The sequence below is a fragment of the Methylobacterium soli genome (assembly GCF_008806385.1).
GTDB lineage: Bacteria > Pseudomonadota > Alphaproteobacteria > Rhizobiales > Beijerinckiaceae > Methylobacterium > Methylobacterium soli.
In genome coordinates, this window is record NZ_VZZK01000050.1 from 1 (window position 1) to 24,444 (window position 24,444).

At 64.0% G+C, this 24,444-nt stretch carries 29 protein-coding genes and 1 pseudogene; 15 read left to right on the top strand and 15 right to left on the bottom strand.

The window, feature by feature from the left end; translation table 11 throughout:
• On the top strand, window positions 1-246 hold a 246-nt coding region (locus F6X53_RS28320), incomplete at its 5' end, for a transposase (protein ID WP_151004682.1).
• A 10-nt stretch (window positions 247-256) separates the two neighbouring features.
• Window positions 257-355, top strand: a pseudogene (locus tag F6X53_RS28325) (DUF2380 domain-containing protein); the annotation flags it as partial.
• A 57-nt stretch (window positions 356-412) separates the two neighbouring features.
• Here F6X53_RS28325 and rpsN read toward each other — a convergent pair.
• Together rpsN and F6X53_RS28340 are read right to left on the bottom strand one after the other, a co-directional pair.
• Window positions 413-718, bottom strand: coding sequence for a 30S ribosomal protein S14 (rpsN, locus tag F6X53_RS28330; RefSeq protein ID WP_151004684.1), 306 nt, complete (start codon window positions 716-718; stop codon window positions 413-415).
• Between the two features lie 1,220 nt (window positions 719-1,938).
• Window positions 1,939-2,223, bottom strand: a complete 285-nt coding sequence (locus tag F6X53_RS28340) for a hypothetical protein (protein ID WP_151004686.1) — start codon at window positions 2,221-2,223, stop codon at window positions 1,939-1,941.
• 362 nt (window positions 2,224-2,585) lie between these two features.
• Between F6X53_RS28340 and F6X53_RS28345 the strand changes: the two genes are divergently transcribed.
• Together F6X53_RS28345 and F6X53_RS28350 are read left to right on the top strand one after the other, a co-directional pair.
• Window positions 2,586-2,768, top strand: coding sequence for a hypothetical protein (locus F6X53_RS28345; RefSeq protein ID WP_151004688.1), 183 nt, complete (start codon window positions 2,586-2,588; stop codon window positions 2,766-2,768).
• Between the two features lie 104 nt (window positions 2,769-2,872).
• Window positions 2,873-4,014 (top strand): IS3 family transposase gene (locus tag F6X53_RS28350; protein WP_151004690.1). Its coding sequence is split into 2 segments (ribosomal slippage): window positions 2,873-3,140 and window positions 3,140-4,014, totalling 1,143 coding nucleotides; the frame shifts between segments, so codons are not numbered across the junction.
• A 35-nt stretch (window positions 4,015-4,049) separates the two neighbouring features.
• On the opposite strand, the gene F6X53_RS28355 is transcribed toward F6X53_RS28350, so the two are convergent.
• Complete coding sequence (locus tag F6X53_RS28355; protein WP_191971039.1) at window positions 4,050-5,027, bottom strand: hypothetical protein; 978 nt, start codon at window positions 5,025-5,027, stop codon at window positions 4,050-4,052.
• Between F6X53_RS28355 and F6X53_RS28360 the strand changes: the two genes are divergently transcribed.
• Window positions 4,908-5,665 (top strand): IS5 family transposase gene (locus tag F6X53_RS28360; RefSeq protein WP_151004694.1). Its coding sequence is split into 2 segments (ribosomal slippage): window positions 4,908-5,238 and window positions 5,238-5,665, totalling 759 coding nucleotides; the frame shifts between segments, so codons are not numbered across the junction. The two genes, F6X53_RS28355 and F6X53_RS28360, sit on opposite strands and share 120 nt — an antisense overlap.
• Window positions 5,666-6,411: 746 nt before the next feature.
• Here F6X53_RS28360 and F6X53_RS33460 read toward each other — a convergent pair.
• The 4 genes from F6X53_RS33460 to F6X53_RS28380 all read right to left on the bottom strand — a co-directional run bounded on the left by F6X53_RS33460 (window position 6,412) and on the right by F6X53_RS28380 (window position 8,271).
• Window positions 6,412-6,570 carry a helix-turn-helix domain-containing protein gene (locus tag F6X53_RS33460; RefSeq protein ID WP_244965630.1) on the bottom strand — a complete coding sequence of 53 codons (159 nt, stop codon included), beginning with the start codon at window positions 6,568-6,570 and terminating at the stop codon, window positions 6,412-6,414.
• A gap of 275 nt (window positions 6,571-6,845) precedes the next feature.
• Window positions 6,846-7,076 carry a hypothetical protein gene (locus tag F6X53_RS28370; RefSeq protein ID WP_151004696.1) on the bottom strand — a complete coding sequence of 77 codons (231 nt, stop codon included), beginning with the start codon at window positions 7,074-7,076 and terminating at the stop codon, window positions 6,846-6,848.
• Window positions 7,077-7,225: 149 nt separating this feature from the next.
• Window positions 7,226-7,585, bottom strand: coding sequence for a stability/partitioning determinant (locus F6X53_RS28375; RefSeq protein WP_151004698.1), 360 nt, complete (start codon window positions 7,583-7,585; stop codon window positions 7,226-7,228).
• Entirely contained in the window at window positions 7,585-8,271 is a 687-nt protein-coding gene (locus F6X53_RS28380) for a ParA family protein (RefSeq protein WP_151004699.1), read from the bottom strand. Before F6X53_RS28380 ends, F6X53_RS28375 begins: the two co-directional genes overlap by 1 nt.
• Window positions 8,272-8,559: 288 nt before the next feature.
• Here F6X53_RS28380 and F6X53_RS32730 point away from each other — a divergent pair, with 288 nt between their 5' ends.
• Complete coding sequence (locus F6X53_RS32730) at window positions 8,560-8,910, top strand: hypothetical protein (RefSeq protein WP_191971036.1); 351 nt, start codon at window positions 8,560-8,562, stop codon at window positions 8,908-8,910.
• A gap of 78 nt (window positions 8,911-8,988) precedes the next feature.
• Here the strand turns inward: F6X53_RS32730 and F6X53_RS28390 are convergent, their stop codons facing one another.
• The gene (locus tag F6X53_RS28390; protein WP_151004703.1) at window positions 8,989-9,558 is read right to left on the bottom strand and encodes a recombinase family protein; all 570 of its coding nucleotides are present in this window, start codon (window positions 9,556-9,558) and stop codon (window positions 8,989-8,991) included.
• A gap of 278 nt (window positions 9,559-9,836) precedes the next feature.
• Here F6X53_RS28390 and F6X53_RS28395 point away from each other — a divergent pair, with 278 nt between their 5' ends.
• Window positions 9,837-10,331, top strand: coding sequence for a ferritin-like domain-containing protein (locus F6X53_RS28395; protein ID WP_151004705.1), 495 nt, complete (start codon window positions 9,837-9,839; stop codon window positions 10,329-10,331).
• An 88-nt stretch (window positions 10,332-10,419) separates the two neighbouring features.
• On the opposite strand, the gene F6X53_RS28400 is transcribed toward F6X53_RS28395, so the two are convergent.
• A complete protein-coding gene (locus tag F6X53_RS28400; RefSeq protein ID WP_151004707.1) occupies window positions 10,420-10,665 on the bottom strand; it encodes a hypothetical protein in 246 nt (81 codons plus the stop codon).
• Window positions 10,666-10,864: 199 nt separating this feature from the next.
• On the opposite strand from F6X53_RS28400, the gene F6X53_RS28405 reads away from it, so the two are divergent.
• From F6X53_RS28405 to F6X53_RS28420, 4 genes are all read left to right on the top strand, one after another.
• Window positions 10,865-12,496 (top strand): methyl-accepting chemotaxis protein, encoded by a 1,632-nt coding sequence (locus F6X53_RS28405; RefSeq protein WP_151004709.1) that lies wholly within the window; start codon window positions 10,865-10,867, stop codon window positions 12,494-12,496.
• 7 nt (window positions 12,497-12,503) lie between these two features.
• Window positions 12,504-12,929: a hypothetical protein gene (locus tag F6X53_RS33465; protein WP_151004711.1), complete on the top strand. Its 426-nt coding sequence runs from the start codon at window positions 12,504-12,506 to the stop codon at window positions 12,927-12,929.
• A gap of 683 nt (window positions 12,930-13,612) precedes the next feature.
• Window positions 13,613-13,789: a hypothetical protein gene (locus F6X53_RS32735; RefSeq protein WP_191971037.1), complete on the top strand. Its 177-nt coding sequence runs from the start codon at window positions 13,613-13,615 to the stop codon at window positions 13,787-13,789.
• 116 nt (window positions 13,790-13,905) lie between these two features.
• A complete protein-coding gene (locus F6X53_RS28420) occupies window positions 13,906-14,163 on the top strand; it encodes a hypothetical protein (RefSeq protein WP_151004715.1) in 258 nt (85 codons plus the stop codon).
• 25 nt (window positions 14,164-14,188) lie between these two features.
• Here F6X53_RS28420 and F6X53_RS28425 read toward each other — a convergent pair whose 3' ends face one another.
• A complete protein-coding gene (locus F6X53_RS28425; RefSeq protein ID WP_151004717.1) occupies window positions 14,189-14,491 on the bottom strand; it encodes a hypothetical protein in 303 nt (100 codons plus the stop codon).
• A 163-nt stretch (window positions 14,492-14,654) separates the two neighbouring features.
• Here F6X53_RS28425 and F6X53_RS28430 point away from each other — a divergent pair, with 163 nt between their 5' ends.
• The 4 genes from F6X53_RS28430 (at window position 14,655) to F6X53_RS28445 (ending at window position 19,446) form a co-directional block, all read left to right on the top strand.
• The gene (locus F6X53_RS28430) at window positions 14,655-15,212 is read left to right on the top strand and encodes a low affinity iron permease family protein (RefSeq protein ID WP_151004719.1); all 558 of its coding nucleotides are present in this window, start codon (window positions 14,655-14,657) and stop codon (window positions 15,210-15,212) included.
• A 51-nt stretch (window positions 15,213-15,263) separates the two neighbouring features.
• Window positions 15,264-16,034: a potassium channel family protein gene (locus tag F6X53_RS28435; protein ID WP_151004720.1), complete on the top strand. Its 771-nt coding sequence runs from the start codon at window positions 15,264-15,266 to the stop codon at window positions 16,032-16,034.
• Window positions 16,035-17,608: 1,574 nt separating this feature from the next.
• Entirely contained in the window at window positions 17,609-18,493 is an 885-nt protein-coding gene (locus F6X53_RS28440; RefSeq protein ID WP_244965631.1) for a TIR domain-containing protein, read from the top strand.
• Window positions 18,490-19,446: a tyrosine-type recombinase/integrase gene (locus F6X53_RS28445; RefSeq protein WP_151004722.1), complete on the top strand. Its 957-nt coding sequence runs from the start codon at window positions 18,490-18,492 to the stop codon at window positions 19,444-19,446. The genes F6X53_RS28440 and F6X53_RS28445 overlap by 4 nt, the downstream gene beginning before the upstream one ends.
• A gap of 14 nt (window positions 19,447-19,460) precedes the next feature.
• On the opposite strand, the gene F6X53_RS28450 is transcribed toward F6X53_RS28445, so the two are convergent.
• The 5 genes from F6X53_RS28450 to F6X53_RS28470 form a co-directional block, all read right to left on the bottom strand.
• A complete protein-coding gene (locus F6X53_RS28450) occupies window positions 19,461-20,741 on the bottom strand; it encodes a hypothetical protein (protein WP_151004724.1) in 1,281 nt (426 codons plus the stop codon).
• A gap of 103 nt (window positions 20,742-20,844) precedes the next feature.
• On the bottom strand, window positions 20,845-21,060 hold the full coding sequence (locus F6X53_RS28455) for a hypothetical protein (RefSeq protein ID WP_151004726.1): 216 nt from the start codon (window positions 21,058-21,060) through the stop codon (window positions 20,845-20,847).
• 92 nt (window positions 21,061-21,152) lie between these two features.
• Window positions 21,153-21,671 (bottom strand): hypothetical protein, encoded by a 519-nt coding sequence (locus tag F6X53_RS28460; RefSeq protein ID WP_151004728.1) that lies wholly within the window; start codon window positions 21,669-21,671, stop codon window positions 21,153-21,155.
• 10 nt (window positions 21,672-21,681) lie between these two features.
• Window positions 21,682-23,730: a terminase gpA endonuclease subunit gene (locus tag F6X53_RS28465; RefSeq protein ID WP_151004730.1), complete on the bottom strand. Its 2,049-nt coding sequence runs from the start codon at window positions 23,728-23,730 to the stop codon at window positions 21,682-21,684.
• Window positions 23,727-24,431 carry an ArsR family transcriptional regulator gene (locus F6X53_RS28470; protein WP_151004732.1) on the bottom strand — a complete coding sequence of 235 codons (705 nt, stop codon included), beginning with the start codon at window positions 24,429-24,431 and terminating at the stop codon, window positions 23,727-23,729. The genes F6X53_RS28465 and F6X53_RS28470 overlap by 4 nt, the downstream gene beginning before the upstream one ends.
• Between the last annotated feature and the right edge of the window lie 13 nt (window positions 24,432-24,444).

Sequence of the window (24,444 nt, forward strand, 5' to 3'; positions counted from 1 at the left end):
CGCGCCTATCGCGGCGAGCGCGTCGGCGCAGCCACCGCCATCACGGTCGAGGTCGTCGAACCCAAGGAGGGCCAGAAGGGCTTCGCGGTCCAGCCCAGGCGTTGGGTCATCGAGCGGAGCTTCGGCTGGATCGCCCGATGCCGCAGGCTGGCCCGCGACCACGAAGCCACCCCGTCCTCTGCGCTCGCCTTCTTCGTCCTCGCCGCAGCCATGATCCTCGTCAGGCGGATCGCCCGAGCCTTATGAAACGGGGTCTGAGAAGGCCTACAGCGTCGATATCCGCGGCGATAATGACACTTCGTTCGACCGCGGCATCAAGTACCTCGTGAAGAATAATCTGCCAGCACCACAGTAATTAGCAGCTCTGTACGGAGGACTGGGGGTGCCGCTGGCACCCCTTTAGCCAGCGGCCTTACCAGCTAGACTTCACCAAGCCTGGGATCATGCCTCGGTTGCCAAGCTCCCGCAGAGCGATGCGCGAGATGCCCATCTTGCGGTAGTTGGCGCGTGGGCGGCCCGTCATGAAGCAGCGGTTGCGGACCCGGGTCGCGGACGAGTTGCGGGGCAATTCCGCAAGCTTGAGACGCGCATCGAAGCGCTCCTCCATCTCCAGAGCCTCGTTGTTGGCGATGGCCAATAGCGCTTTACGCTTTCCAGCGTACTGCGCGACCAAGGCCTTGCGGTGGTTATTCTTTTCGACCGCGCTCTTCTTCGCCATGATTGTCTCTCGAAAGCTCTGCGGCTGCACGGCTCTGCCATCAGAGCTGCGGTCACAAAGAGCCAACCATCCTGGCGTACCAACTGTTCACCCGCCGCGGTGACGCAACGCAGGGCCTTAGTGCAAGGGGTTCAACGAGCGTCCAACCCAAGCCATTAAGGCGCGTTGATCGCGAGGCACCCCGTACTACCGCCGGCCTGCTACCTCTGAGCCCAGATAATCGTTTGAGGGCTGCACGCGAGCAACACGGGCCATTTCAACCAGCTCGCGTCCGGTGAGACCGCCTCCAAGCCGCGCGAGGTCCTCCACCCTTCTGCCTCGTGCGCCTGCGCGATGGCTCACAAGCTCGCTTCGACGCGCCTGCGTCCGGGAGACAATCTCACGCTGCAGATTGACCTTCGTGGCTAGGGCTGTCGGCATTTCGGCTCCTCCATGTCCACGGCGAGGAGCCTACCAAAGCTTAACCATACGAAACAGACTTGACAGTGATCTATCTGTTCGTGGCTAAGCCGCTGCAGAACACGCGCCGATCTCTGCCTCCCAACGTGCTGCTGTAAATTCAATGATTTGCATGGGAGCAGCCGCCGGCTCCTGAACTGGCTCTAGATGTGACACTGGCTGGATCAACTCCTCGACGCGCGATTGCGCGAACAAGGCAGCTCCGACTTCCGCCCCAGCGGCTTTCACCAGGGCGGCCTCTGCGCAGTTGCTGGCGATCCTCAGGGCCATCGGGTGCAGACGCTCCTTCTCGACGCAGTAGGCCGCGATCCGGGCGCGAGCGTACTCCGAAAGCAGAGCGACCAGCTTGGCGAACTCCCCCTCATCGGCACGGTAGAGCGATGCGATCAGCCCAGCGGGGATCGGGTAACGTGCAAGGGCCCCAGCTGTAGGCCGTAGGGGTGTTGATGCCACTGAGATCTCTGTCGCTTCGGAGGAGACAGGATCAAGCCGGGCCATGGTTAACAGTGCGTTACTGTAGGGCTCCCCCGCCGCCCGATCTGCTCACGGGCCGGCGGGGCGGTCGTGTCCGCACGACGCAAAGGCCGCGACAGGTTCGGCCTTAGACCGGGATAAGGCTGAACGGTTAGCTGCGTCTCAACGCCCTCGCTGCTGCTCAGGCCCAGAATTGAGCGAACTGCGTCAGGGCATGCGCGGCGGCATCCCCTTGCTCGAAGGTGAGGCCATGATGGCCCCTCCTCTGAAAGGACGTATTGGGCGGTCTACTCCTTGGGGCGGAGGGTATCCCCATGACTTGTCCGGATCTCATGACGCGCCTGTTCCAGAAACTCCTCACGCTCCAGATCGGAGAGATAGAAGGGGCGACTCGGGACCCCTGTCCCAACCTCGGCGGTAAGCTCATCCCAGACACGCTCGCCGTGGCACTTGGTGGCGAAGTTCAGCTTTGCCCTGGAAAGCGCCACAGCCTCGCCCGCATCATCCGCGGTTGCATTCTCGCGGTCGGCCCAATCGGCCATCATGTCTGTGATTTCTGCCGGCCCGATCATGTTCGGCCCTCTGCAGGCGTGGACGCTGCATAAGGACAAGCAGCCGGCGTAACGACTGTTCCGGCAGGGATTGCCATGTCGCTACCCTTTTGAGGCACGCGATCCATAACCTTTCAGGGAAGCTGCGCCGCCGCCCAGTCTGATCAGGGGCTGGCGGGGAGGTAGTCCATCTCACGCGTGAGCCGGTACGCAACTTGGCTCAGGGACAGGGTAGCAGTGGCCCGTTACCTGAAGCTCAAGCCTTTCAGGCAGACGCCGATCCAGAATGGGAAGGGCTGAAAGGCAGGGTCATCCTCAAAACCCTCCTATGACCGTTTTACGGTCCACGGACGTTGTTGCCTGGAGATCCATAGGAGGCCGACATGACTGCGCGCATTTACCCGGATGTGAATACGAGCGAAGCCAGCAACAATCCGGCCAACAAGCCCATCCACCGGCAGGGCCAGGACGTTAACAGCGTTGACCAACTCAGCAGCGTCGTTCTCATGGGGCTTGCGATTGTGGGTGGTGCTGCGGCGATCCTGCTTATTAACCTGCTCGTTTGAGTGCGAACATCCGGCAGCGCGCCACGGTGGCGCGCCTATGACCTGACCGGCTGGCTTTGGACCGGGCTGATTGAGAGGATCAGCCAGGACTGAAGGAGTCGGACATGCGGCGAGGTCAGAAGACGAGTGCAGAGCAAGTGGTGCTGAAGCTGCGCCAGATCGAGGTGCAGACAGCCCAGGGCAAGAGCTTGGCGCTCGCGTGCAAGGAGGCGGAGATCTCCGAGCAGAGCTATTACCGCTGGCGCAGGGAGTACGGCGGCCTCCAGGGCGACCAAGCCAGAAAGATGAAGGATCTGGAGCGCGAGAACGCGCGGCTGCGGCGGCTCGTGGCTGACCTGTCCCTGGAAAAGCAGGTGCTGGCGGACGTCGCCTCGGGAAACTTGTAGCCCCCGAGCGACGCCGGCAGGTGGTTGCTGGCATCCGAGAGAGATATGGCCTCTCGGAACGTCACGCCTGCCGCATCGTCGGTCAGCACCGCGGCACACAGCGCTATGTGCCCACCGTGCCGGCCGACGAGGATGTGCTGACCCGCGCCATCATCGCCCTGGCGTCCGAGTACGGGCGCTATGGCTACCGCCGCGTCACTGCGCTGCTGCAGGCAGACGGCTGGCAGGTGGGCAAGGATCGGATTCAGCGGATCTGGCGTCGCGAGGGGCTAAAGGTTCCCCAGAGGCACAAGCCCCGCAGCCGCCTCTGGCTGCACGATGGCTCGTGCGTGCGGCTGCGACCTCTCCACCGCAACCACGTCTGGAGCTTCGACTTCGTGCAGGCACAGACCCATGACGGGCGCTCTCTACGCATCCTGACACTGATCGATGAGCACAGCCGGGCCTGTCTCGCGCTGAAGGTGGCCCGGCGGATCAACAGCCTGGGTGTGATTGAGGCGCTGGCCGATGCCATGTGCACGCACGGCATCCCGGAGCATATCCGTTGCGACAACGGCCCTGAGATGATCGCGAAGGAACTGCGCAAGTGGGTCGCCAAGACAGGCCCGCAGATCCAGTACATCGCGCCGGGCTCGCCGTGGGAGAACGGGTACTGTGAGAGCTTCAACGGCAAGCTGCGCGATGAGTGCCTACGGCAGGAAATCTTCTACTCACTGAGGGAGGCGCAAATCGTCATCGGGCTGTGGCAGAACACCTACAACCGCCTCCGGCCGCACTCATCCCTGGGCTACCGGCCACCCGCGCCCGTCAGCTTCCCGGATCTGGCCTTCCGGCTACCCATGGCCGCTGCCATGCAGTAGCCTCTCACTCGCCTCGGTCCAATATACCGGTCAGGTCAACCCTGCATCGCGTTGGCGAGCTGCGGCCTGCTGATGCCAATCTGACGGGCCACGTCCTCCTGCTTCAACATCCTGGCCTTCTGGAAGGCGCGCATAGCGCGGATCACCTCGACAGGCATGATCCCACCGACGTACGCTTGGACAGCCTTGCGTGCGACGACACCGAGCTGATCCCATTCCCCGAAGAGGTCGCGGTGCTCATCACCTCTCCATTCCGGTAGAGGTGGCGGAAGGGGACGACCGGTCGGAACAACCCTTGGGATGCTCCGGGGCGAATGCCCGCCAGCGCTGACGCTCTGTCTCGGGCTGGCCCCCCTCGCTGGACCCTGAGCGCTTTGTTCTTTGGTGTGGCACTGGTTCGTGCCGGGTTGGAGATCCTTCGGATCTAGTTGCCACGAATTAGTGCCACGGTGCTCGAATGTTCCGGGAAGGGTGCCCGCGGCTTTGCGCCGATAGTAGGCTCGGCGGCTGATACCGAGGGCCTTCCACGGCTCCTTCTGCTCAGCCGACTGCTCCCGCGGGGTGGCGCCTTTCGCGATCCGGGTGGCCTTCTCGCGGGCCGCCTTCTGCTGGCGCTGGTAGGCTCTGAATTCCGCGTCCGTCATGTTGGCGGGCCGGATCGTGGCGATGCCGAGAACCTTCCGCTCGTCCTTCGACAGGTACAGGAGGTTCGCCACCTTGTCGGCAAAGAGGTGCAGCTTGCCCTTGGCATCGCGGTGCCGCGCCGCGGCGATGTTCGTCCTTACTGTCTCGGCCGAGAGGCGTGGCGTGCTTAGGGTGTGAACCGAACCAAGCCGTTGCGTGAAATGTTGTTTTGTGATTCCAGGCGGCTGTATTGCGGCCTGGAGGTAGCGATGGCGGACCTGTTCTGGCTCTCGGATGAGCAGTGGGCGGTGATCGAACCATTCATGCCCAGGGACCAGCCCGGACCCGAGCGGAAGGACGACCGGCGGATCATCTCCGGCATCCTGCACGTCCTGACGTCAGGCTGCCGCTGGCGCGATTGCCCAACCGCCTATGGGCCGCGCACCACGGTCTACAACCGCTTCAATCGATGGTCGCGGCGCGGCTTCTGGAAAGCGATGCTGGCTGCACTGGCCAAGGCGGGATGGGCAGGCGACGCAGCCGCCCTCGACAGCAGCTACGTCCGGGCCCACCGCTCTGCCCATGGCGGTAAAGGGGGGCGAGGGCGCAGGCCATTGGCCCGTCGCGCGGCGGCCAGACGACCAAGCTCCATGCCCTCACCGATGTGCTCGGCCGCCCCGGCGTCCTCCTGCTGACGCCCGGCAACGCCAGCGATGTCACCACAGCCCCAGCCGTGCTGGCCGAGGCGCCAGGCCGGATAAGGCGTCTAGCCGCTGACAAGGGCTACGATGCCGACTGGCTACGCGCTGACCTGCGAGAGAACGGCATCACGCCGGTCATTCCCGGCAAGCGCGGCCGCAGGCGGAAGATCCGCCACGACAAGCGCCGCTACCGCGAACGTTGGCGCATCGAGGCAACCTTCAACCGCCTCAAGGACTTCCGCCGCATCGCCACTCGGTACGACAAGCTGGCACGCAACTACGCCTCTGCCCTCGCACTCGCCGCCGTCATCGCCTTCTGGTGCTGATCGAGTCCACACCCTAGCCTCGCCCATTCATGGATGCGGCTCTCACAGCCTTCCGCCTCGAAGCCTCCGGCTAACTCTACGAGTGCCGGGATAGCGGCCGAGAGATAGGCCTCCCCATCGTCGGTATCGCAGGCGCCGCGGTGGCGCAGTTGGATCAGCTTCCCGATCTCCGCGAGCCGCTGGCGATTGAGGGTCCAGTTACTCCTGGACTTCCGACGCGGGCGCTTTCTCAGGTCAACCGATGGCCGCGCAGGCGGGGCCTCGAACAGATCCCGACAGTCGGGACGGCGGCACATCACCATGCCAGCGCCCCCTCAGGCTCGCTTAGGCTGAGGCAGAGCTGTTCCTGATGTGGGGGATGTGAAGCGCGCCGCCGTGGCGCTCCCGGCCGCCTGTGACGCTCCACGGCCTCCTGGTGGCGCCGGTCGATGATATCCCGGGTGTGTCCGATCAGGGCAACCAGTGTGTCGTGATCCCTGAACCCGCGCTCGCGCCAGAAGTACTGGCCTATCGCTTCGTCAGGTACGGGGATGCCGGCCCATGCTGAGATCCGCCCGAGTGTATCGGCTGCCGTCTCGGCAATGGAGCGCGCCATAGCGTCGTTCACGTAGGGAAAGCCCCGAGGCTCAAAAGAGCCGGCATCACCCAAGCTGGGGCATGTGCCCTCTCAACTCAATAGTCAGTCCGACGCTTCCGGGTTCTTGCGGAACCGAACACCAGGACCGCCACCGTTGGCTGGAATGAACTCAAAGGCCCGCCTTTTCGAAAGCCTGCACCGTCGCCCTGTTATTCATGGTGGTGAGGGACGCGCTCTCGTCCTTCGCTTCGAATGCTCCGATGGTGGATTTCGAAACCCCTGAGGCTTCTGCAAGCTCGCCTTGACCCCAGCTTTCTGCCAAACGCATCTCGACGGCTGTTCCTCTGACCTGATTTGACCGCATCAATTCCGCCTTCGCGTCCGACGCAGCCGCTCGATAACGTCTCTCATGTCGTCCGGCGTGCTGCGCGAGGATGGCGGTGGACAGGGACGATGCAGGAGGCGAGCTAGTGCCTCTAGCCGGCGTATGGGGCCCTGTCCCACATGAACGTCGAGGCCCTGGAGAGCCGGAGAAGGCTGCAAGTGCCGGGTGATGCTGTGTATCGGCCGAGGGTATTCAGGAACGGCGGGTTGCGCGCTTGGTCACGCCGCGGCCCTAACGAGGCGCTCAGCCTGAGCCTGCCACGCGTCGCACTGCTTCTCGACGTGGGCGAGCTGCGCCCGGAGTACCGTGATTTCGACGTTCAACTCGCCGGCATCAACAGCCATCTCCACTAGCAGCTCTTGCGCCTCGGCGAGCTGAAGCCGGAGATCGACATTCTCGACCACTACGCTCAGCAGATCTGGGTCTGCCGCCGACGCGGTGCCTGTCATTGTACTTTCGGCGGGCTGATTGCACCGGCTACCACCGCGGCGAGAGCCGCGGCGAGGATCCCAAGGAAGGCTACGGTGATCATGCGCTTATCTGCAATCCTACAGTCAGTTTGTCGGTAGCTATCGGCTACTGGAAAGCTAGCTGGTAGCTATCGGATAGCGTTTTCCCGTTCGAGCAGTTCAGTAGCCCGCTCGAAAGTCTCTCCGAGCCCCCAGCCATTTGCGTCGGCGATCCGAGTGAAGGCTTCAATCGTCTCCGGTCGGGCCTTAATGTTGAACTGGGCGTTCCGACCAGTGCGGCGGCGGCGCTGCAGAGGAGCGGGAACTAGCGCGGGAGGCGCCTCCCCCCTCCCCGGCTCTCGGCTACGGAAGCCGGCGGCCTCGGCAGCCTGCTTGGTCTCCTCAGCTGCGGGCTTGTGGGTGGGAGCCTTCGGCTTCGCCCAGGCTGCCGGATCGAAGTCATCGAGTTCGTCGCCGAACCCGAGCGATGGGCGGTCCTTCGCGCTCATCACGCTGCAGCCCTCGTGCCGTCCGCCGCCTTCAGCTTGACGATGACCTCGCCTGCGAACTCGCGGGCGTTCTGGATCGCCTTGTCGAGGTTGCTCACCTGAGACCCGGCGAGCCCAGAAAGTGTGCCGCCGTAATCGAACAGATCGCGATAAGCCGCCCTCTCCACGATTGGTGTGGCGAAGATCTCGATGCCACCAGCCTTCAGCTGCTCGGCGACGTTGCGGAGCGCACGCGACGTGACAGCAGCACCAGTCCGAGTCAGCACGACCGCGTGGGCGATCTTGCGCCGAGACATCTTCTCTTGGTTGCGAATGAGGCGGATCGTCTTGGCACCACCCTTCGCATCCATGGATGAGCCCTGGATCGGTATGACCACTAGATCGGCCATGCCGATGGCATTGGATACCATCAAGCTAGCCGTTCCCTCGAGGTCGACAATCACGAACTGCGCCGTGCGCTCCGCGTCCTCGATTGCGTCAACCACCGTGTCCTCGGTGACATCCCCGATGATGGTGACATTGTCCGGTTTCCCCGGCAGACGCGACCACTGGCTGATCCACTTCTCGGGATCCGCATCGATGATCGCAACGGCCGCGCCTTTTGCGGCGAGTTCGGTGGCGAGGAGGAGCGCTGTGGTGGTCTTGCCGGCCCCGCCCTTGGGGTTGGCGAACGCAATGACGGGCATGACGCCTCCTGCTGACGAGCTGCGGAACAGGCATCATGAGCCGGAAATGGTTACCAGATAGCTAACAGTTACCGTCAAGCTATCGGCTAGCTACTGGGGTACTATCGGGCTGCTAGCTGGTAGCTACCAAGTAGCAGCCCGAGCATTTGAGGGCCGATAGCTAGACGCTCAGACGTGAGCGGTTGCGAAGAGGTCGAGCTGCGCTGAGGACTTGCGCGGCCGGCCGCGGCGGCTGGGCTGAGGGTAGGGGACGTCCGTAGTTACCGGGAGAGGAATGCCCGGCTTGCCATGCAGCACAGCGCCGACGATCCGGGCGGGACCCGCGTGATGGTAGACGTAGGCTATGAACGGACCTCCCCGGAGGATCTCCTGTTCAAGCGGCTCGTGGGTTGGCAGCAGTACCAGAGCCTGGAGCAGGCAGGAAAGGCCGGCGAACTGTATCCCAAGCGAGCGGAACTCGTGGGTTCGTCCAGACCAGGTCTGCCGCTGGGCGCCGGCACTGGTGCAGCGGAAGGGATTGGGCCCGAACTCGGTCGCATCGTCCAGGATGAACGCGGCAATCGCGCCTCGATCTTCGATGTGATGGGCATCCCAGATCGAGGCGGCAAGCTGACGTTTCGTGACCGGCACTCTCGGTGATCCCTTTTGCCTCTCTCAACGGTCACGCTCGCACAGGATGCCTGGCCAAGCGAGCACGTGCGTGACAGGGGAGGGCAGCTAGCCATCGCTAGTTGGTGTGGTCTTCTGGGGTTCCAGCAGCCGGTACACACTCGCCCGGCCGATGCCGAGGCGACGCGCGATCTCCGCAGGTCGAATGCCTTCGGCCTTGAGAGCGCGCACCTGCGCTGGATCGATCATGGACGGACGACCTTTGTAGGCGCCCTCAGCCTTCGCCTTGGCAATGCCCTCCATCTGCCGCTCACGGCGCAGGTTCGTCTCGAACTCGGCAAAGACACCCAGCATGTCGAGGAAGGCCTTGCCTGCAGCCGTGCCGGTGTCGATGGGCTGCTCGGTCGCTTTCAGGATCGCACCCTTTGCCTTCAGCGTGCGGACAATATCCTGGAGGTCACCGATGGAGCGGGCGAGGCGGTCGATGCGCGTGACGACGAGGCTGTCGCCTTTGCCGATGAAGTCGAGGATGATCGCCAGCTCTGACCGCCCGGCCGTTGTGGTACCGGATACCTTCTCGGATCGGATGGTATTGCAGCCAGCAGCCTTCAGCGCGGCGAGCTGGATATCGAGGTCCTGATCCGTGGTGCTGACGCGTGCGTAGCCAATTGCAGCCATAGGGTGCCGATCTGTCTCAGATGGATCTAGACCCTCGTTCCAGAATGTCTCAGAACTGTCAAGAAAACCCATATGAGACGCAGAAAGTGTCTCAAGGCCCATTCTCATATGAGTATACCCTTTCAGGTCTTGATTTTAGTCCTAGGCGTAGGGGAGGCGCGGATTTCTGAATGGGCAGCTTCAATGCCCCTAGGCGGAACGATGCGACAAGACCGATAGCAGGAACGCAGTGCTGCTCCCTCGGTTTGCTAGGCATCGAGAACCAAACGGAGGGAACGATGTCGGCACCCAACAGCCTAAAAGAGGTCTACCTCGATGAAATGCAGGATTTGTGGTCGGCCAACGACCAGATGGTAAAAGCCGCACAGCAGCTCACCGGCCAAGCGAGCGATCCGAAACTCAAGCAGATGCTGGAGCACTCAGTTGACGGGATCCAAAAGCATACGGACGTGCTCAAGAGCCTGATCCAAGCCAACGGCGGCGAAACGAAGCCTGAGCACTGCAAGGGCATGGAAGGTTTGGTCGCTGAGGCTCTGAAGCACGGCATCAAGGAGGCGCCCAGAGACGGTAGGTTACGCGACGTGCAAATCATCGCTCAGTACCAGCGCATGTCGCATTATGGCCTCGCCGGCTTCGGTTCGGCGGCCGCCTACGCCAAGGCTCTCGGCCGCACGGACGATGCAGCGAAGCTGAAGCAGGCGGTTGATGAGATCTACAAGGGCGACGAACTGGCTAGCCAGCTCGCCGAGACAGTCGAAAAAGCGGCCGCCTGAACCATACCGAGTCCGCTGACCACAACTTCAGGCGCATCGTTCCGATGCTTGATGCGCCTGCCTACGACGTTCCATTAGGGTGTGTTTATCAATCCGCCTTGAACAGGTCCGCCATTGCCCAGTCAAGTTCTCCTGCCAAAACGGCAAGCCTACCCTGAAGTTCAAGCGCTTTGACCTGATGATACCGGGCGCGTGAACGCAAGGCAGCCGCCGCGTCCGTTGCCCCTTCCGCCTCGAAGTCCGCTGCCGCCTTGGAGAACTCATGAGTCAGGGCCCTGTCGAGGGCGATGCCCGCGATCATGACCAACGTCAGTTCCCTGGTCTCATCGGACATGGCCGTTCCTCGACGCCGAACCCCACCTCCTAACACACGTCGGTCCCGGCTTTTCACCAAAACTTCCGCCGATTATGCACCTAAGTGCGGGATTTGGCTGAGGAAAACACACGCCGCCAGCATCACGATTTGCCTGTGGTACAGACCTCCAGCTAAGCCGCTCCGCGCCGTTCACCGATCTGAGTAGAATAAGCCACCTATGCCGAACTCATTTGGCCTCAACCGCTCACTCGGCGGCGCCATCGGTACCATTGCGGTGGTATCGCTTCTCAGCAGCGGCGCGGTGCTCGTCACCCTCAACCAACTGCACGACGCCACCGAAGCGCGCGGTCGCTCAAGCCAGGTGATCCGCGCCCTCGGCGAATTCCGCTCCGCTATGCTCAACCAAGAGACGGGACTGCGTGGCTACCTGATCACCGGGCGCCCAAGCAGCCTAGAACCTTATCAGGCGGGGCGGCCGGCTCTGGATGGGGCAATCAACCGCCTCAGTGCCCTCATCGGCGACGGCGACGAGACGTCACGCTTGCTCGCCGACGCCGTCGCGGCCGCCCGTGCTTGGCAGAGCGATGTCGGCGAAGCAGCCGTTCGCGGCGCAGCTGATCCAGCCACACGGCCCGAGGCAGTCCGGATCGAGGCTGAGGGAAGGGGCAAGCAATTCTTCGACACCTTCCGTGAGAAGCTGGGCGCTATCGAGGCCTTAGAAGAGAGCAATCGCCTGTGGCAAAACGAACGCCTCGCTGGGGCTGAGCGCAATGCGAACCTCGCTCTCTGGCTTGGGGCCTTGCTCACGCTGATGATCTGCGCGGGGATCGGCATCGCCATTAACCGCCTGATCGTTCAACCGATCCTGGGGGTGATGGCATTCGTCGAAAGGATCGGCGCGGGCGACCTTTCTCAGACCCTCGAAGCGCGGGGCAACGATGAGGTTGGCCGCCTCAGCCGCACCCTGAACAGCATGGTGGCAGGGCTCGCCGATCTCGCCCAAACCAGCCGCTCTGCCACGAACGAACTCAACGCCGCGGCGGCCGAGATCCGAGCTTCGGCCCAAGAGCAGGCGGCGAGCGTCGAGGAGCAGTTCGCTGCCGTGCAGGAGACCGCCGCGACGGTCGATGAGATCGCGCATTCGGGCGCACAGGTCACCACACGCGCCAACGCGGTCATCGCCACGGCACAAGCCGCCGCCCAGACGGCGCGGGCTGGATTGCGCGCGGCAACCGATACCGCCAAGGCCATGGATGCGATCCGCGAGCAGGGCGAGCAGGTTGCGAGCAACATCGTGGCGCTCTCCGAAAAGACGCAGACCATCGGGGAGATCATCACCACGGTGAACGACATTTCGGAGCGCACGCACCTGCTGGCGCTGAACGCCGCCATTGAGGCGGCAGCAGCAGGCGAGGGCGGGCGTAGCTTCGCGGTCGTGGCTTCGGAGATGAAGCTGCTCGCCGACCAAGTGAAAGGCGCCACCGCCCAAATCCGCACCATCCTTGGTGAAATCCAGCGGGGCATCAACTCGTCGGTCATGCTGACCGAGGAGGCCGTGAAGCGCGCCGCCACCGGCAAGGCCCGCACGGATGCGACTGTGCGCACCATTGAGGAGATGGCCGCGCGAGTGGAGGAGGGCGCGCAGACCTTCCAGCAGGTAGTCGCCTCGACGAACCAGCAGCAGCTCGGCATAGAGCAGGTGACGGGCGCGCTCCAGAACATCCGGCAGGCGAGCCAGCAGACGGCAGCAGGCACCCGCCAAGTCGAGACTGCTTCAGCCAATCTCACAGAGCTGTCGCAGGGGCTGTTAGCGCTCGCCGACCGCTATCGGCTCCGAGCGCAGAGCTGAAAGACCCATGCCCATCCGGCGCGAGCACCGCTTCTTCTACCCCATCGACTGGCCTCAACTCTCAGCCGTGATCCGGTTCCGGAGGGCAGGGGGCTGCTGTGAGGGTTGCGGTCGTCCGCATGGTCAGAACGTGCCGCATCTCGGAGACGGCCGCTGGTGGGACGCCGAGACAGGCACTTGGCGCGACGGAGAGGGGCGAGCACTCCGGGTGCTTCCGACCGCCGAGGAGGTGGCCAGCGTCCGGATGACCAGGGTGGTCCTGGCGACCGCGCATCGCGATCACGACACCGCCAACAACGCGAACGCGAACCTCGCAGCCTTCTGCCAGCGGTGCCACATTCTACATGATCAGACGGAGCATCAGCGTCGCCGATGGCGCACGCTGTTTCGCAGGAAGGCCCTCGGAGATCTTTTTCGAGGGCCCTACGCTTAAGGTTCAGTGCTGACGGTTCAACCCAGCGTTGGCCCGTATCCAGCTCGGCGAGAGGATGTCGCCTTCCTCCGTCATGATCCAGGGCCGAGCGTCCTCATTCTCCATTGCTTCGGCAGCCGCTGCGAGAGCAGCGCGGAGTGTTTGAAATTCTCTGCAGCGCGCCGTTCGCGCAGGCCTGTTTCCGGGCCAGACGGTCAGTTCGGCACGCTTGTTGAGGTCGCTAGGTCTCATGCAGCCTCTCCGGTCCAAAGTGGCAGGGAGCCATAGCGCGTATGTGCACCGTCCGTTTGACGGACGTGTTTCGGTCTCGTCTCTGAGCCTCACATGTGCGTGAGCAACAGTTTGCTTGTGCGGCTCGCAGAAGGCCTCGACAGTGCCACTCTGTCGTCGGTCATCGAGGTGCTCCCGGCTCAGGTTGAAGTCCGCAAACTCCACCTTAGCTGCCGACCCCGATGGCCACCCCAACCCCCACCGAGACGGTCCTGGAAATTACACCTCGGCCGCGGACACCACCTGGGCCCCGGGCGGTCAGGCTTCGCCTCCTCGTGCCGCCCGTCCGTTTGTTGAGGTGCTCACGGGTGTCATCTGTGTGAGACAGGCGCCTCATAGAAATCATCGGTCAGGGCGCGCATCATTCAGGTGGTGCTGCCTCTCCAACAGGTCACCTTGTGTCTGATGAGCCTATGACGAACGAACCTCTATCCCTGGCGCCGAGCGAGCCGGGCGTGGGTCTCACCCAGAGGCCGGACGAGGCATCCGTTGGACAGCCCGAGGGCACCTTCAGCGGCCGGGCAGAACAAAAGCACGGACCGGAGGAGTGGGTCGGCCCGAAAACTCAGAAGGCCGTCGAGGCTTTGTGACAGGTCACCCTGGAGGCTGAAGGGGCTAGCTTCGCCACTCGTTCTCTGCGTCTCGCGAGAATGCGCCGCCCAGGCTACATACGCTGTGGTCCCAGGACTCAGACGGAAGCAGACGCATGGCGAAGGCAGACGATCCGAAGAAGCTTGAACGTGACGCGGCTGAGGTGACCGCCAAGATCGTCGCGGCCTACGAGAAGCTCGCGGGCAAGCTCCGGGAAAAGTCGCACCGCGCCGAGGACCGCCTCAAGAGCGCGAAGAGCGAGAACAAGCGCGCCATGTACCGGCGGCGGTTCGAGCTGTACGGCGATGCGGCGCAGGACCTGGACGAGCGGTTGCGAGCCGTCAGGGGGCGGCTGGATCGAGATAACGAGTAGCTGCCTTCCCCAGATCAGAACGCCATCAATGCGCGGTGCGATGATCATCCTTCTGGGCTTTGCGCTTGCCCTTCTTGCTGGGTCGCTTCTGCACGACAGCATCACCTTCATCGAGACCACGCTCTCCAAGCGCGAAGGCCTGTAAGTGCTGTGCCTGATCCGAAGCACCGTCCTTGTGCTCGATCAGCGCGTAGAATGCGGCTCGAACGATGTCCTTTTTCGAGGCGCCGGGATGCTGCTCGCGCACCGCGTCGATGAGTTCCTTCGGCTTCTTGCCAGGAGCTGCCAAGCTGATGATCGTTGCGGCAATGGCCTGGATTGAGGACATGTTTTTTCCTTCAGATTGCATGCAGGAGGGGGGTGGCATCCCCTAGCATCCTCACCTCAGCTAAGCCCAACGCAGCTTCCGCCCTAGCCACCCCGACCGAGACAGGCCGTCACCATCCCTGTGCTAAGGCGGGCGCTAGAGTGCTCGTTGGGGACGATCTCGCATGGCGTTTAGCAAGGCCTTCACCGCGTTTGCATCCTACGTTGCCCGCGCGGCGGCCCGTCCCAGCGCCTTCGCGATCTGTATCTTGCTGATCCTGGCCTGGGCGGTGAGTGGGCCCATCTTCCACTTCTCCGACACGTGGCAGCTCATCATCAACACCGGCACCACCATCGTGACGTTCCTGATGGTGTTCCTGATCCAGAATACGCAGAACCGAGACGGCGCCGCGATCCAAGCCAAGCTTGACGAGCTGATCCGGGCGAGCGCGGCGCAGAACCGCTACATCGGCATCGAGAGCCTGACGGAAGAGGAACTGGCCGACCTACGAGATCGCTGCGCCACCCGAGCTCAGGTCAGCAAGCTTGATGAGGTTCAGGAAGCGGCCGAGCGGGCGGAGATTGAGGCTGATCGGAAAGCCTGTGCCGCAGCTCAGCGGGCTTCCGGGCTTCCGGGCTTCCCTCTTACCCAGCATAGCGACAGAAGCTTGTTGCCGATTTCGGCCGGTCAAACTCCGCTCGCGTCTGGGCACGGCACTCCTCAACCCGCGCCAAGCTTGTAGGCGCAACCCTTATCGTCTCTCAGCTAGCCGCCGCGATAGTGATCCGGACGCATGACCCCGCTGACCATACGGCTCAAGGAACTCTACGAGGGTGACACAGAGCGGGCGCATCGCTTCCGCTACGGCTTGCTCGCGTTCGACCTCGCCACTCTGCTCTTCATCGTCGCGTCCTCGTTCATGCCCAGGGTGCCACTGGTTGAAGGGCTCGACGTGGTGCTGGGCGCTGTTGTGCTGGCCGACTTCACCTCACGGCTCGCTATAAGCCAACAGCGCTGGCGGGAGCTCCTGCGTCCAACGACTTGGGCGGACATAGCCGCAATCATCTCGTTCTTGGCGCCTATTGTGGGCGAAGGTGCCGGCTTCCTACGGATCATGCGGACGCTGCGGCTGCTCCGCACCTATCAGTTGCTCGACCGGTTGCGGAGAGACAGCATCTTCTTCTGCCGCAACGAAGAGGTGATCATAGCCCTGGTGAACCTCGTCGTGTTCATCTTCGTCATGACGAGCATCGTCTACGCGACACAGCACCGCTCGAACCCAAACATCAGTAACTATGTCGACGCGCTGTACTTCACCGTCACATCGTTGACGACGACCGGCTACGGCGACGTCACTCTGCAAGGCACGGGCGGGCGGTTGATCTCGGTTGTGGTCATGATCTGCGGGGTGACGCTATTCCTGCGCCTCGCCCAGGTGCTGTTCCGACCTGCCAAGGTGCGCTTCCCGTGCCCGACCTGCGGCCTGCAGCGGCACGAGCCAGACGCGGTGCACTGCAAGGCCTGCGGCACCACCCTGAACATTCCTGATGAGGGAGCCGACTGATCAGCGCACCACTGATCGATTTCCAATAGGGCTTGCTCCAGCGAAACTTAACAGGCACCCGTCGGCTGCGGCACGGTTCGCCGACTGGACGCTATGGGGCGTCCGTCGCACGAGGGTGACGAGGCCGTTGTGAAATTCGTACGTCTGCGCGGCCCATTGCCTTAAGCCCAGGCGGATGCAGGTAGAGAACGATGCATCGAGAGGAACTGAAGCCTCCCGAGGCCGTCGCTCTGCCGGCGGGTGAAGGATGCACGCGATGGGAGAGAAGACCGCAACACCTGCTATCAGCTTCACGGTGGAGATAGGACAGGCGAGGGAGCCTCAGCTGCACGTGAGGCTCAAAGACAGGGACATTCCCATCGATATCACACCCGCCCAAGCTGCCGCTTTAGGCCAAGCACTTCTCGCAACGAGCGTGCTGTGCGGCCCTCACAATCCAAGGCCGCCGAGCGGATCCAAGATCGAGGCCTGCCAATTACCCCTGATCGGCTGGAGAGTCGGCATGACGGACGATCGGAGCTGGCCGGTTCTCGGGCTGAAGTTAAGTGGCGGGGCCGAGCTGACAATTCGCCTCCCGCCCAAAGACGCCTCAGAATGTGGGCAGCACCTTCAGAGGGTCGCAGGACACTTTGAGCGGCCTCCTGGCACCTCGGTTTCGTAACTCACAGCCTGCCATTCCACAATCAAACCAGCACAATAGGGCTCACCCCAGCGAAACGCGCCAAGGTGCCGCTGCACCGCTTGTCGAGGAAACGACCGGACACTGTTGGCGAATTCGGGATTGTCGCTCCGCCTGCGGCTTGAGGGCGGCCCCGTAGCGCTGAGCCGCGAGGGCAAGCGGCCCGATCTCGGAGCGTGGCGGCAACCTTGGCAGGCGCTGGGGCGAATTCGCCACCAGTATCCGACCGTTCCCCGACAACCCCGGCGAGCTGTTCCTTCGCCTTTGGATCGGCCGGATTTCTGTTGGGAAAACGTGTCGGGAAATGTACCGTCGCGAAAATGGTCCAGTCTTCAGCCCGACATATGGCCGGGTGCGCGGCGCCGGTTGAGTTGGGGGTATCCTCGTCTCTGGCGATGCGACGGCAGGGCGTTGGGATGCGCTGCCCGCCCTGTCCCTCCTGTCTGAGCTATCGGTTCAATCGGTGATGCCGCGCGGCGCGCTGGCTTGCGCGAGCATTGTTCAGACGACGCATTAGTTCCTGATTAGTCTCATCGTCCTGCGGGTAATGTACTGACCTCCCGAGAGATTGTTGAGACTCTGATTTGTCATCGCGATGGGCGTACAGTGCTTTCATTACCGTGCTCCTCGTTGATATTTACGCAGAAGCCTAACCATCCGCTAACGATTTGCAAGCCGGTACGCTTCCTCTGGCCAACCTCTCACCTATGCGCTTCCATCGGACGTTTTGGGTATGCCCTGACAGATGGGGGGCCTCCGAGTTGGCGGTGCCGAACGCGCTCCGCGCCTTGATCGGCAACACCCGCCGGTGTCGCGCGTCGGCCAGCCTCACAGGGTGGACCGGTGCGGCACGCCTATATGTGATAAAGGACATTATCATACATAGGAGCTTACCTTGGCGCGTTCCCCATCTTCTAGCGAGCAGTCGCTCAAGGAGGGTCTGACACCGGACGAAATGCAGGCCGGCATTCTGCGCTTGGGCAAGAGGCTTGAAGAAGTGGAAGCGTTCGATGCGCGCTCCATGAGCGACCGCTGTCCGCCGGAACTCATCGCACTTCAAGCGGCGGTGACACGAGCACTGGAAAGGACCTTCGGGGCAGGTAGCCCTGATTTCAAGCGCTTCTCATCTGCTGGCAGTCTGGCATGGCGCCCGATGAGTTTCACGATAGGTGAGCCCACACCCCTGCGCGAGTTCCAGCAGGGTGTCGGAAGGAATATCGATCGCTCAAAGGCATTACTGAAGGAGGCAATTCGCACCCTGCAGGAAGACCTCACCGAAGCGGACGCACCATCAAGCGCTGTCGAGGTGGCTTCTCAAGTGCCGCTGCCCGCGCATCCTCACCGCGTGTTCATCGTCCATGGCCATGATGAAGGAGCCCGTGAGGCGGTAGCTCGCTTCATTGAGAAGATCGGTTTTGAAGCTGTTATCCTCCACGAGCGCCCGAACAAGGGCCGGACCATCATTACCAAATTCCGTGAAGAAGCCGCGGGCATTGGCTTCGCTATTGTACTCATGACCCCCGATGATCATGGTGGAAGGGCTGGCGCAGAAACACGGCCGCGAGCCCGTCAGAACGTCGTTTTCGAGCTTGGGTTCTTCATCGGCGAGCTGGGCCCGGAGAGGGTGGCGGCCCTTGTGAAGGGGGACATCGAACGCCCATCCGACTTCGATGGCGTGGTTTACATCCCTCTCGATCACGGCCACTGGCAGGCTGGCCTCGCACGCGAGTTGGAGGCTGCGGGGTTCGAGATCGACTGGAATAAGGCGATGCGGGCATGACCCAGCTCGTCAGCGCCGGTAGCCTTCCAGCCCCGACCCTGATCGCGGCGGCCGGGGACCGCGCCGCCTATCGCTTCCTCGAATTCTTCGCGGCCCAGATCCGCAATCCGCACACGCGTCGGGCCTACGCTAAGGCCGTAGGCGCGTTCTGCTCCTGGCTGGAGGCGCGGGGGCTGTCTTCGATCGCGGCCGTCGGCTCGATCCATATTGCGGCCTATGTCGAAGAGCTGGGCCGGCGCCACGCCGCCCCGACGGTCAAGCAGCACCTCGCCGCGATCCGCCGCCTGCTCGACTGGCTCGCCGCGGGCGGCGTGCTACCCTTCAACCCGGCCTCCGCTGTGCGCGGCCCCAAGCACGTGGTCCGGCGCGGCAAGACCGCGGTGCTGGCTCCTGAGGAGGCGCGACAGCTCCTCGACAGCATCGACGTAAGCGTGCCGGTCGGCTTGCGCGACCGGGCGCTGATCGGCCTCATGCTCTTCACCTTCGCCCGGATCGGCGCGGCCACGGCGATGCGGGTCGAGGACGTGTACGTGCAGAGCCGCCGTCTGTGGGTGCGCCTGCACGAAAAGGGCGGCAAGGCTGTCGACCTTCCCTGCCACCACAGCCTTGAAGCATACCTGCACGCCTATCTCGACAGCACCGGCATTCAGGCGGACGACGAGGGGCCGCTGTTTCGCACGATCGGCCGCGGCACCGGCCGGCTGACGCGGACGCCGCTGCCGGCCGCCAACGCCTATGCGATGGTGCGCCGGCGCGCCGAGGCTGCGGGGATTGCGACAAAGATCGGCAACCACACGTTTCGGGCCACTGGCATCACCGCCTACCTGAAGAACGGCGGCACCCTGGAGCGGGCCGCCGCCATCGCCCATCACGCCTCGACCCGAACCACCCAGCTCTACGATCGACGCGACGACGCGGTGAACCTCGACGAGATTGAGCGCATCCGGATCTGAGGCAGGAAAGAAGCTTACTGGGAAGCGGATCGTGGTTTGCGCTTGCGATCCACTGTGATGCCCACGGCCGCGTTGGCTATCGTGGCTCCGCCGGCGTACTTGACGACGGCGTTGGTGAGGCGCTCGGCCTGATGCACCACCTCAGGGCTGAACGTCGCAATCCCTCGGGCGTGATGCGCCCTCACTTGGTTGGGGGTTCGGCCGTGCGCTTCGTAGAACGCCCGCCAGGCGACAAGAACCTTCTCGCGGTCCCACTGGTTCGTGCTGACATGCGCCTGCCCGAGCAGCCTTCGCAGCGCCCGGACACCCCCGAACCACTTTGTGATGTAGATGCTCAGGGTGTTGTAGGCGGGGCCTGGCCGATCGGCCCACTTGCCCCGCTTGCGCAGCCACTCCTCGGTCGGAAATTCACCGTCTGGCATGTCGGCCGCCAGCCTCCGGCTGTATTCCAGGAGTTCGTCGGTGTTTGACCAGTGCGTGGTCGGGATCAACGGATCGGATGCACGCTCGAACCGGAACGGCGCGATGGTGTCCACATATGGCTTCAGGAGGCCACTCAGCGCCTCCTCCGAAAAGCATCGCTCGAAGTGGATGCCGAGGAAGCGGGGATTGTCGGCGTTGAACTGCTCCTTCAACGCTCGCACGGTCCGATAGTTGGCTGCCCCATGGCCGCCGGGATCGTCGCCCCAGATCTCCACGTCGATCCAGCCCTTTGAGCTAGCGAAGTGCATATCGTAGCGCCCGTGAGCCTTCCCAGACAGTGCCTCGTATTCCTTGGGGTAGCGGTCACCGCGTCGATGCTCGATGCCGCGCGCAAAAAGGAAATTAGACAGGCTTGCCTCCGGGTGGCTGCGCCAGCGTAGCCCGTTCCGGGACTGCACGAAGGCGCCGGAGGCCCTGTCGCCGATGGCCTCACGCAGCTCGTCCCAGGTGCGCCCCAGAACGTAGACGTACTGCACCAACGAGCCGCGACCGTTCTGCTGGAACCACTGCGCCGGAGGCAGGGACCCGTGTCTGTCGGCAACCTCGCGGGCTTCCGCGATCAGTTGGGGCCAGGAGCGACGCGTTAAGGTTTGGCCGGCGCGAACCATCGGCCGCGAAGCGATGTGCTCGCGCAGCTCCTCGGCCACACCGAGACGTGCAGCTAGATCCTTCTGGGTGATGCCCCGCCCATACAGCACGGCGTAGAGCCCCTTCTGGGCCTTGAGGAAAGTGTAGGTGAGGGCGATGGGTCCGTGCTCCCGATAGAGCCTACGGCAATGCTCCAGCAGCTCCTCATCAGACAGCAGGTTCAATGCGGATTTCGGTCGGCCCCTCATCTTGGAAGGGCAGCTGACAGCTCAAACTGCATCGCTGATGGCGCGCCTAGCGCCCGGTCGAGAGATGCAATGGGGGCGCTCACGAATGCCTCGGATTGCCCGCGAAGGTCGCCACGCGCATGCGCAGGGCCGTGAGGGCGTCATCGATCTCTCGCAGCTCAGCCTCGGCCGCGGCGGCGTCCCGTCCGCACAGGGCTTGGGTCGCGACGAGCGCAGCCTGCTCGGCCCGGTGCTGCTCGCCCTCCTCGATGAGGTCGTTCAGGGCGTCGAGCCGGTCCTCCGTCGCTCCTGCCATGGTCCGCCTCTCCCCTATCTGGCTCCCGATAACGTTCCTTTAGCGGCTCGGCGAAGCGGACGGACCTGTCGCAAACGCGCACGCGATGACGTTCACCAGCTGTCGGGCATACCGACCGAACTCGCGACACGCCCGGTCGGCCAGCTGTACTTACCGAGAGCCGCGAAGATCAGGCCGAAGATCGCCGTCACCACCACGGTGAGGGCGGTCGCCCCGACCTTGTCCCAAAACCCGCGGCCGCGCTCGGCATGGGCGCTGGTGGCGTTGAAGGCGGGCACGCTCTTGTTGTCGGCCAGATCCACGCCGATGCGCAGGAACGCCGCCTTGACGGTGGCGGTCGCGATCCCCTCGATCTTGTGTGGCCGGGCGGCTCGCCGCCGGTGCGGCGGCCCACCTCCTGCGCCGCCAGGAGGCGTTCGGATCAGGGCGTCGTACTCGGTCTCGATCGCGTCCACAGCCTTGGGGGCGAGGTCGGCGTTGATCTCGGCGAGCTTGGCGGCCGCGCAGGCTTCGAGGTCGGTAACCTCGCGGTTGTCCGCGAAGCGCACCGTGCTGGTGCCGGTGGCGATGGCCTTGTTCATCGCGTCGAGATCGGCTTGCGTCCAATTCATAGCAGGGTCCTCAGAACCAGTCGTTGGTGGATCGATCGAACCATCCGCCCGGCTCGGGCTCGGCGGGCGTCGGCGCGGGAGCGGACATCGGCGCCACATCCAGAACGGGGCCGCCGTCGCCCGACGGCAGCACGCGGGGCTTGGGCGTGAACAGATCGATGGCCGAGAGTTCGTCCGGCAGCCCGCGGGCCCGGGCGAGCGCCGCCCATTCCTCGGGCGTCGTCGACGACAGGCCCAGGTACTCGACCAGCGCCATCGCGTAGACGCGGCAGTCGAGCAGGTGGTTGTCGCCCGACGGTACCCACCGCCGCCCCGTCACTTGGCCGCGGACCATGATGTCCTCCAGCCGCTCGGACGTGAGCTGGCGGAAGTAGCCCTCGTCGACCCAGTCGCCGAAGTGGCAGTAGCCCGGCGGATCGACCCCCTCGCCCGACCGGATGCCGAGCTTGTGCAAGTCGGTGTAGAGGCTGGATTTGAGCGACCAGGTGCCGACCGGCCAGAGCTTGCAACCCTGCTTGATCCGCTTGCCGTCGAGGTCGATGTCGACCAGCGTCGGCGTGCCGATCGCCGGCAGGCCCCAGCCCTTGCGCCCGTCGACCGCCAGGATCAGGTCCTTGCCGGTGTCGGGGTGCAGGCGCTGGTTGTTGCGCACGAAGCTGTAGACCACGTGGCTGCGGTAGCCCGTATCGATCGCCATCGCGTCGAGCTGGCGCCGGCGCCCGAAGGCGTCGGGGAAGCTCTGGTCGAGCGTGCGGTCGAGCAGCTCCAGGAACACCGGTGCGTTCGCGGCCCCGGTGTCGCCGTCGAGGTAGAACCGATCGACAAGCCAATTCTGCCGGTCGGCGCCGTGGGCCGTGATCTCGACCCAGATCCCGCGCATCTGTACGTCGACACCGGCGACAAGGAGCAGGCCGCCGGCCGGGACGTGGCCCTGCCGCAATCCGGTCTCGCGCCGCTCCATCAGGCGCTGGTAGTCAGGCGCGTCGCCCCGGTGCTTGTAGGGGCGGCCGTAGGTGAGGTTCCAGAGATCCTTGCGGGCCTTCTCCGAGCCCTTTTCGGCCCGGATCACGTCCTCGGCGATAGCCTCGTAGCTCATCATCAGGCTGATGAATTGGTCGATGTGGAAGCCCGGCTGGCGTCCCGTCGGGTCGACGGCCGGGACCCATTGCCCGATCTGCACCGCCGCGACGCGCTCGCTCTCGCTGATCATGTGCCCGCAGGTGCAGGCGTAGCGGCTCCGGTGCGGGTGATCGTAGTCGACCTTGAACCGGGCCGGGTCGTGGGCAAAGAAGGCGCCGCATTCCGGGCAGGGCACGTTCCAGAAGCGCCGGTCGGATTGCAGGAACGACCGATCGATGCGGCAGTGACCGGCCGCCTCGCCGGTCTCGTCGCCGGTGTCGACCTCAGGCGTCGAGATGCGGAGGATCTTGTAATCCTTCGTCCTCCGAAACGCGGTAAAGCGGCCGAAGAACAAAGTGTCGGGGTCGCCGAAGCCCGGAATGTCCGACCACTTCGAGAACTCGTCTTGAATGCCCTTCTTCGTGGTCTTGGACGACAGGTCCATGACCGCGTTCGCGTTGGCGAGCGCGATGTAGCCGCCCGGAAACTTCTTCTCCAGCGCCGTCGAGCCCATGCCGGAGCGCGAGGTCATGGGCTGGATCACGATGCGGCCGGTGTGCTTCTGCCAGGCCTCGATCAGCGGCCCGAGCTTCTGCCCGGTCAGGTCGCGCAGGGTGTCGAGGCCGGGCACGGCGTAGAGGGTGTTCGCCGGCTCGCGCTCGGCGATATAGAGGCACCAACCGAGGCCGAGGATCGAGGCGCCCGATTGCTGGCTTTTCCGGATCGTGACCGTGTTGCAAGGGTGGTCCTCGCCGAGGCAGTCGGCGATCTCGACCAGGTAGGGGGCGCCCGAGGCATTCCAGAGCGAGCCGGCGGCCGGGCCGTCGACCAGCACCAGGTTTTTCGCGAGCCACTGCGACAGGGGCAGCGGCATCGGCGGGCGCACCACGCCGGCCAGCATCTTGGCAACGAGCCGCTGTGCCGAGGGGTGTCCGGTCATTCTCCGCCTGCGGCACCTCCGGCGCCGTCCTCGTCCTGTGCCGGCGAGCCGGCCGCGATGTTGGTCAGAGCGGCGGCCACGTCGGCACGAAGGCGCGAGGCCAGCGCCTTGAGCGCCGTTCGCAGGCCGTGCTCGCCATCCTTGGCGACCGCGATGGATAGGTCGTTGGCTGCCTGAGGCAGCCGATCGAGGACCCGCACGATTTCCTCGCCGCAGGTCAGGATCGCCGCCTGCAGCCGATCCTTGCGGATCAGTGCGCCTTTAAGCTCCGCCAGCTCGAGGCGGCGCTTCTCAGCCTCGTGCCACGTCTTCTGGCGCAGGGCTTCGTCGTAGGAGTTCAGCTCGGTCAGGTGCTTCGGCGCGACCGGGCGTTGCCGGGTCTGCGCCTTCGAGGGATCGCCGACCCTCGATCGGATCAGGTCATAGGCCACGACGTTGATCGTCGCGATCCGGCCGCGCGCATCGCGCTCGACCGTCAGGTCATGGTCCTCGACGTAGTCGCGGGCGAGCTTGAGCACCGCTTCGCGAGTCACGCCATCGCGCTCGGCGATGCGGGCGGGCGCCCACATGACCTCCGGCGTGACAACCTTGGTTGGCACCTCTGACAACGCTGGCAACCCTGATTTTCGAGGAGCGTTACTGGCAAGATCATGGGACCTACCGCCCGTGGGAGTGGATCGACCGGGGAGGGACCCGCGCACCCCAGAAACGGGG

Excerpts from the sequence above, each read along its gene's own strand:
- rpsN (WP_151004684.1), bottom strand. The coding sequence starts at position 718 with ATGGCGAAGAAGAGCGCGGTCGAAAAGAATAACCACCGCAAGGCCTTG.
- F6X53_RS28340 (WP_151004686.1), bottom strand. The coding sequence starts at position 2,223 with ATGATCGGGCCGGCAGAAATCACAGACATGATGGCCGATTGGGCCGAC.
- F6X53_RS28345 (WP_151004688.1), top strand. The coding sequence starts at position 2,586 with ATGACTGCGCGCATTTACCCGGATGTGAATACGAGCGAAGCCAGCAAC.
- F6X53_RS33460 (WP_244965630.1), bottom strand. The coding sequence starts at position 6,570 with ATGCGTTTGGCAGAAAGCTGGGGTCAAGGCGAGCTTGCAGAAGCCTCA.
- F6X53_RS28370 (WP_151004696.1), bottom strand. The coding sequence starts at position 7,076 with ATGACAGGCACCGCGTCGGCGGCAGACCCAGATCTGCTGAGCGTAGTG.
- F6X53_RS28375 (WP_151004698.1), bottom strand. The coding sequence starts at position 7,585 with ATGAGCGCGAAGGACCGCCCATCGCTCGGGTTCGGCGACGAACTCGAT.
- F6X53_RS28380 (WP_151004699.1), bottom strand. The coding sequence starts at position 8,271 with ATGCCCGTCATTGCGTTCGCCAACCCCAAGGGCGGGGCCGGCAAGACC.
- F6X53_RS32730 (WP_191971036.1), top strand. The coding sequence starts at position 8,560 with ATGCAGCACAGCGCCGACGATCCGGGCGGGACCCGCGTGATGGTAGAC.
- F6X53_RS28390 (WP_151004703.1), bottom strand. The coding sequence starts at position 9,558 with ATGGCTGCAATTGGCTACGCACGCGTCAGCACCACGGATCAGGACCTC.
- F6X53_RS28395 (WP_151004705.1), top strand. The coding sequence starts at position 9,837 with ATGTCGGCACCCAACAGCCTAAAAGAGGTCTACCTCGATGAAATGCAG.
- F6X53_RS28400 (WP_151004707.1), bottom strand. The coding sequence starts at position 10,665 with ATGTCCGATGAGACCAGGGAACTGACGTTGGTCATGATCGCGGGCATC.
- F6X53_RS28405 (WP_151004709.1), top strand. The coding sequence starts at position 10,865 with ATGCCGAACTCATTTGGCCTCAACCGCTCACTCGGCGGCGCCATCGGT.
- F6X53_RS33465 (WP_151004711.1), top strand. The coding sequence starts at position 12,504 with ATGCCCATCCGGCGCGAGCACCGCTTCTTCTACCCCATCGACTGGCCT.
- F6X53_RS32735 (WP_191971037.1), top strand. The coding sequence starts at position 13,613 with ATGACGAACGAACCTCTATCCCTGGCGCCGAGCGAGCCGGGCGTGGGT.
- F6X53_RS28420 (WP_151004715.1), top strand. The coding sequence starts at position 13,906 with ATGGCGAAGGCAGACGATCCGAAGAAGCTTGAACGTGACGCGGCTGAG.
- F6X53_RS28425 (WP_151004717.1), bottom strand. The coding sequence starts at position 14,491 with ATGTCCTCAATCCAGGCCATTGCCGCAACGATCATCAGCTTGGCAGCT.
- F6X53_RS28430 (WP_151004719.1), top strand. The coding sequence starts at position 14,655 with ATGGCGTTTAGCAAGGCCTTCACCGCGTTTGCATCCTACGTTGCCCGC.
- F6X53_RS28435 (WP_151004720.1), top strand. The coding sequence starts at position 15,264 with ATGACCCCGCTGACCATACGGCTCAAGGAACTCTACGAGGGTGACACA.
- F6X53_RS28445 (WP_151004722.1), top strand. The coding sequence starts at position 18,490 with ATGACCCAGCTCGTCAGCGCCGGTAGCCTTCCAGCCCCGACCCTGATC.
- F6X53_RS28455 (WP_151004726.1), bottom strand. The coding sequence starts at position 21,060 with ATGGCAGGAGCGACGGAGGACCGGCTCGACGCCCTGAACGACCTCATC.
- F6X53_RS28460 (WP_151004728.1), bottom strand. The coding sequence starts at position 21,671 with ATGAATTGGACGCAAGCCGATCTCGACGCGATGAACAAGGCCATCGCC.
- F6X53_RS28465 (WP_151004730.1), bottom strand. The coding sequence starts at position 23,730 with ATGACCGGACACCCCTCGGCACAGCGGCTCGTTGCCAAGATGCTGGCC.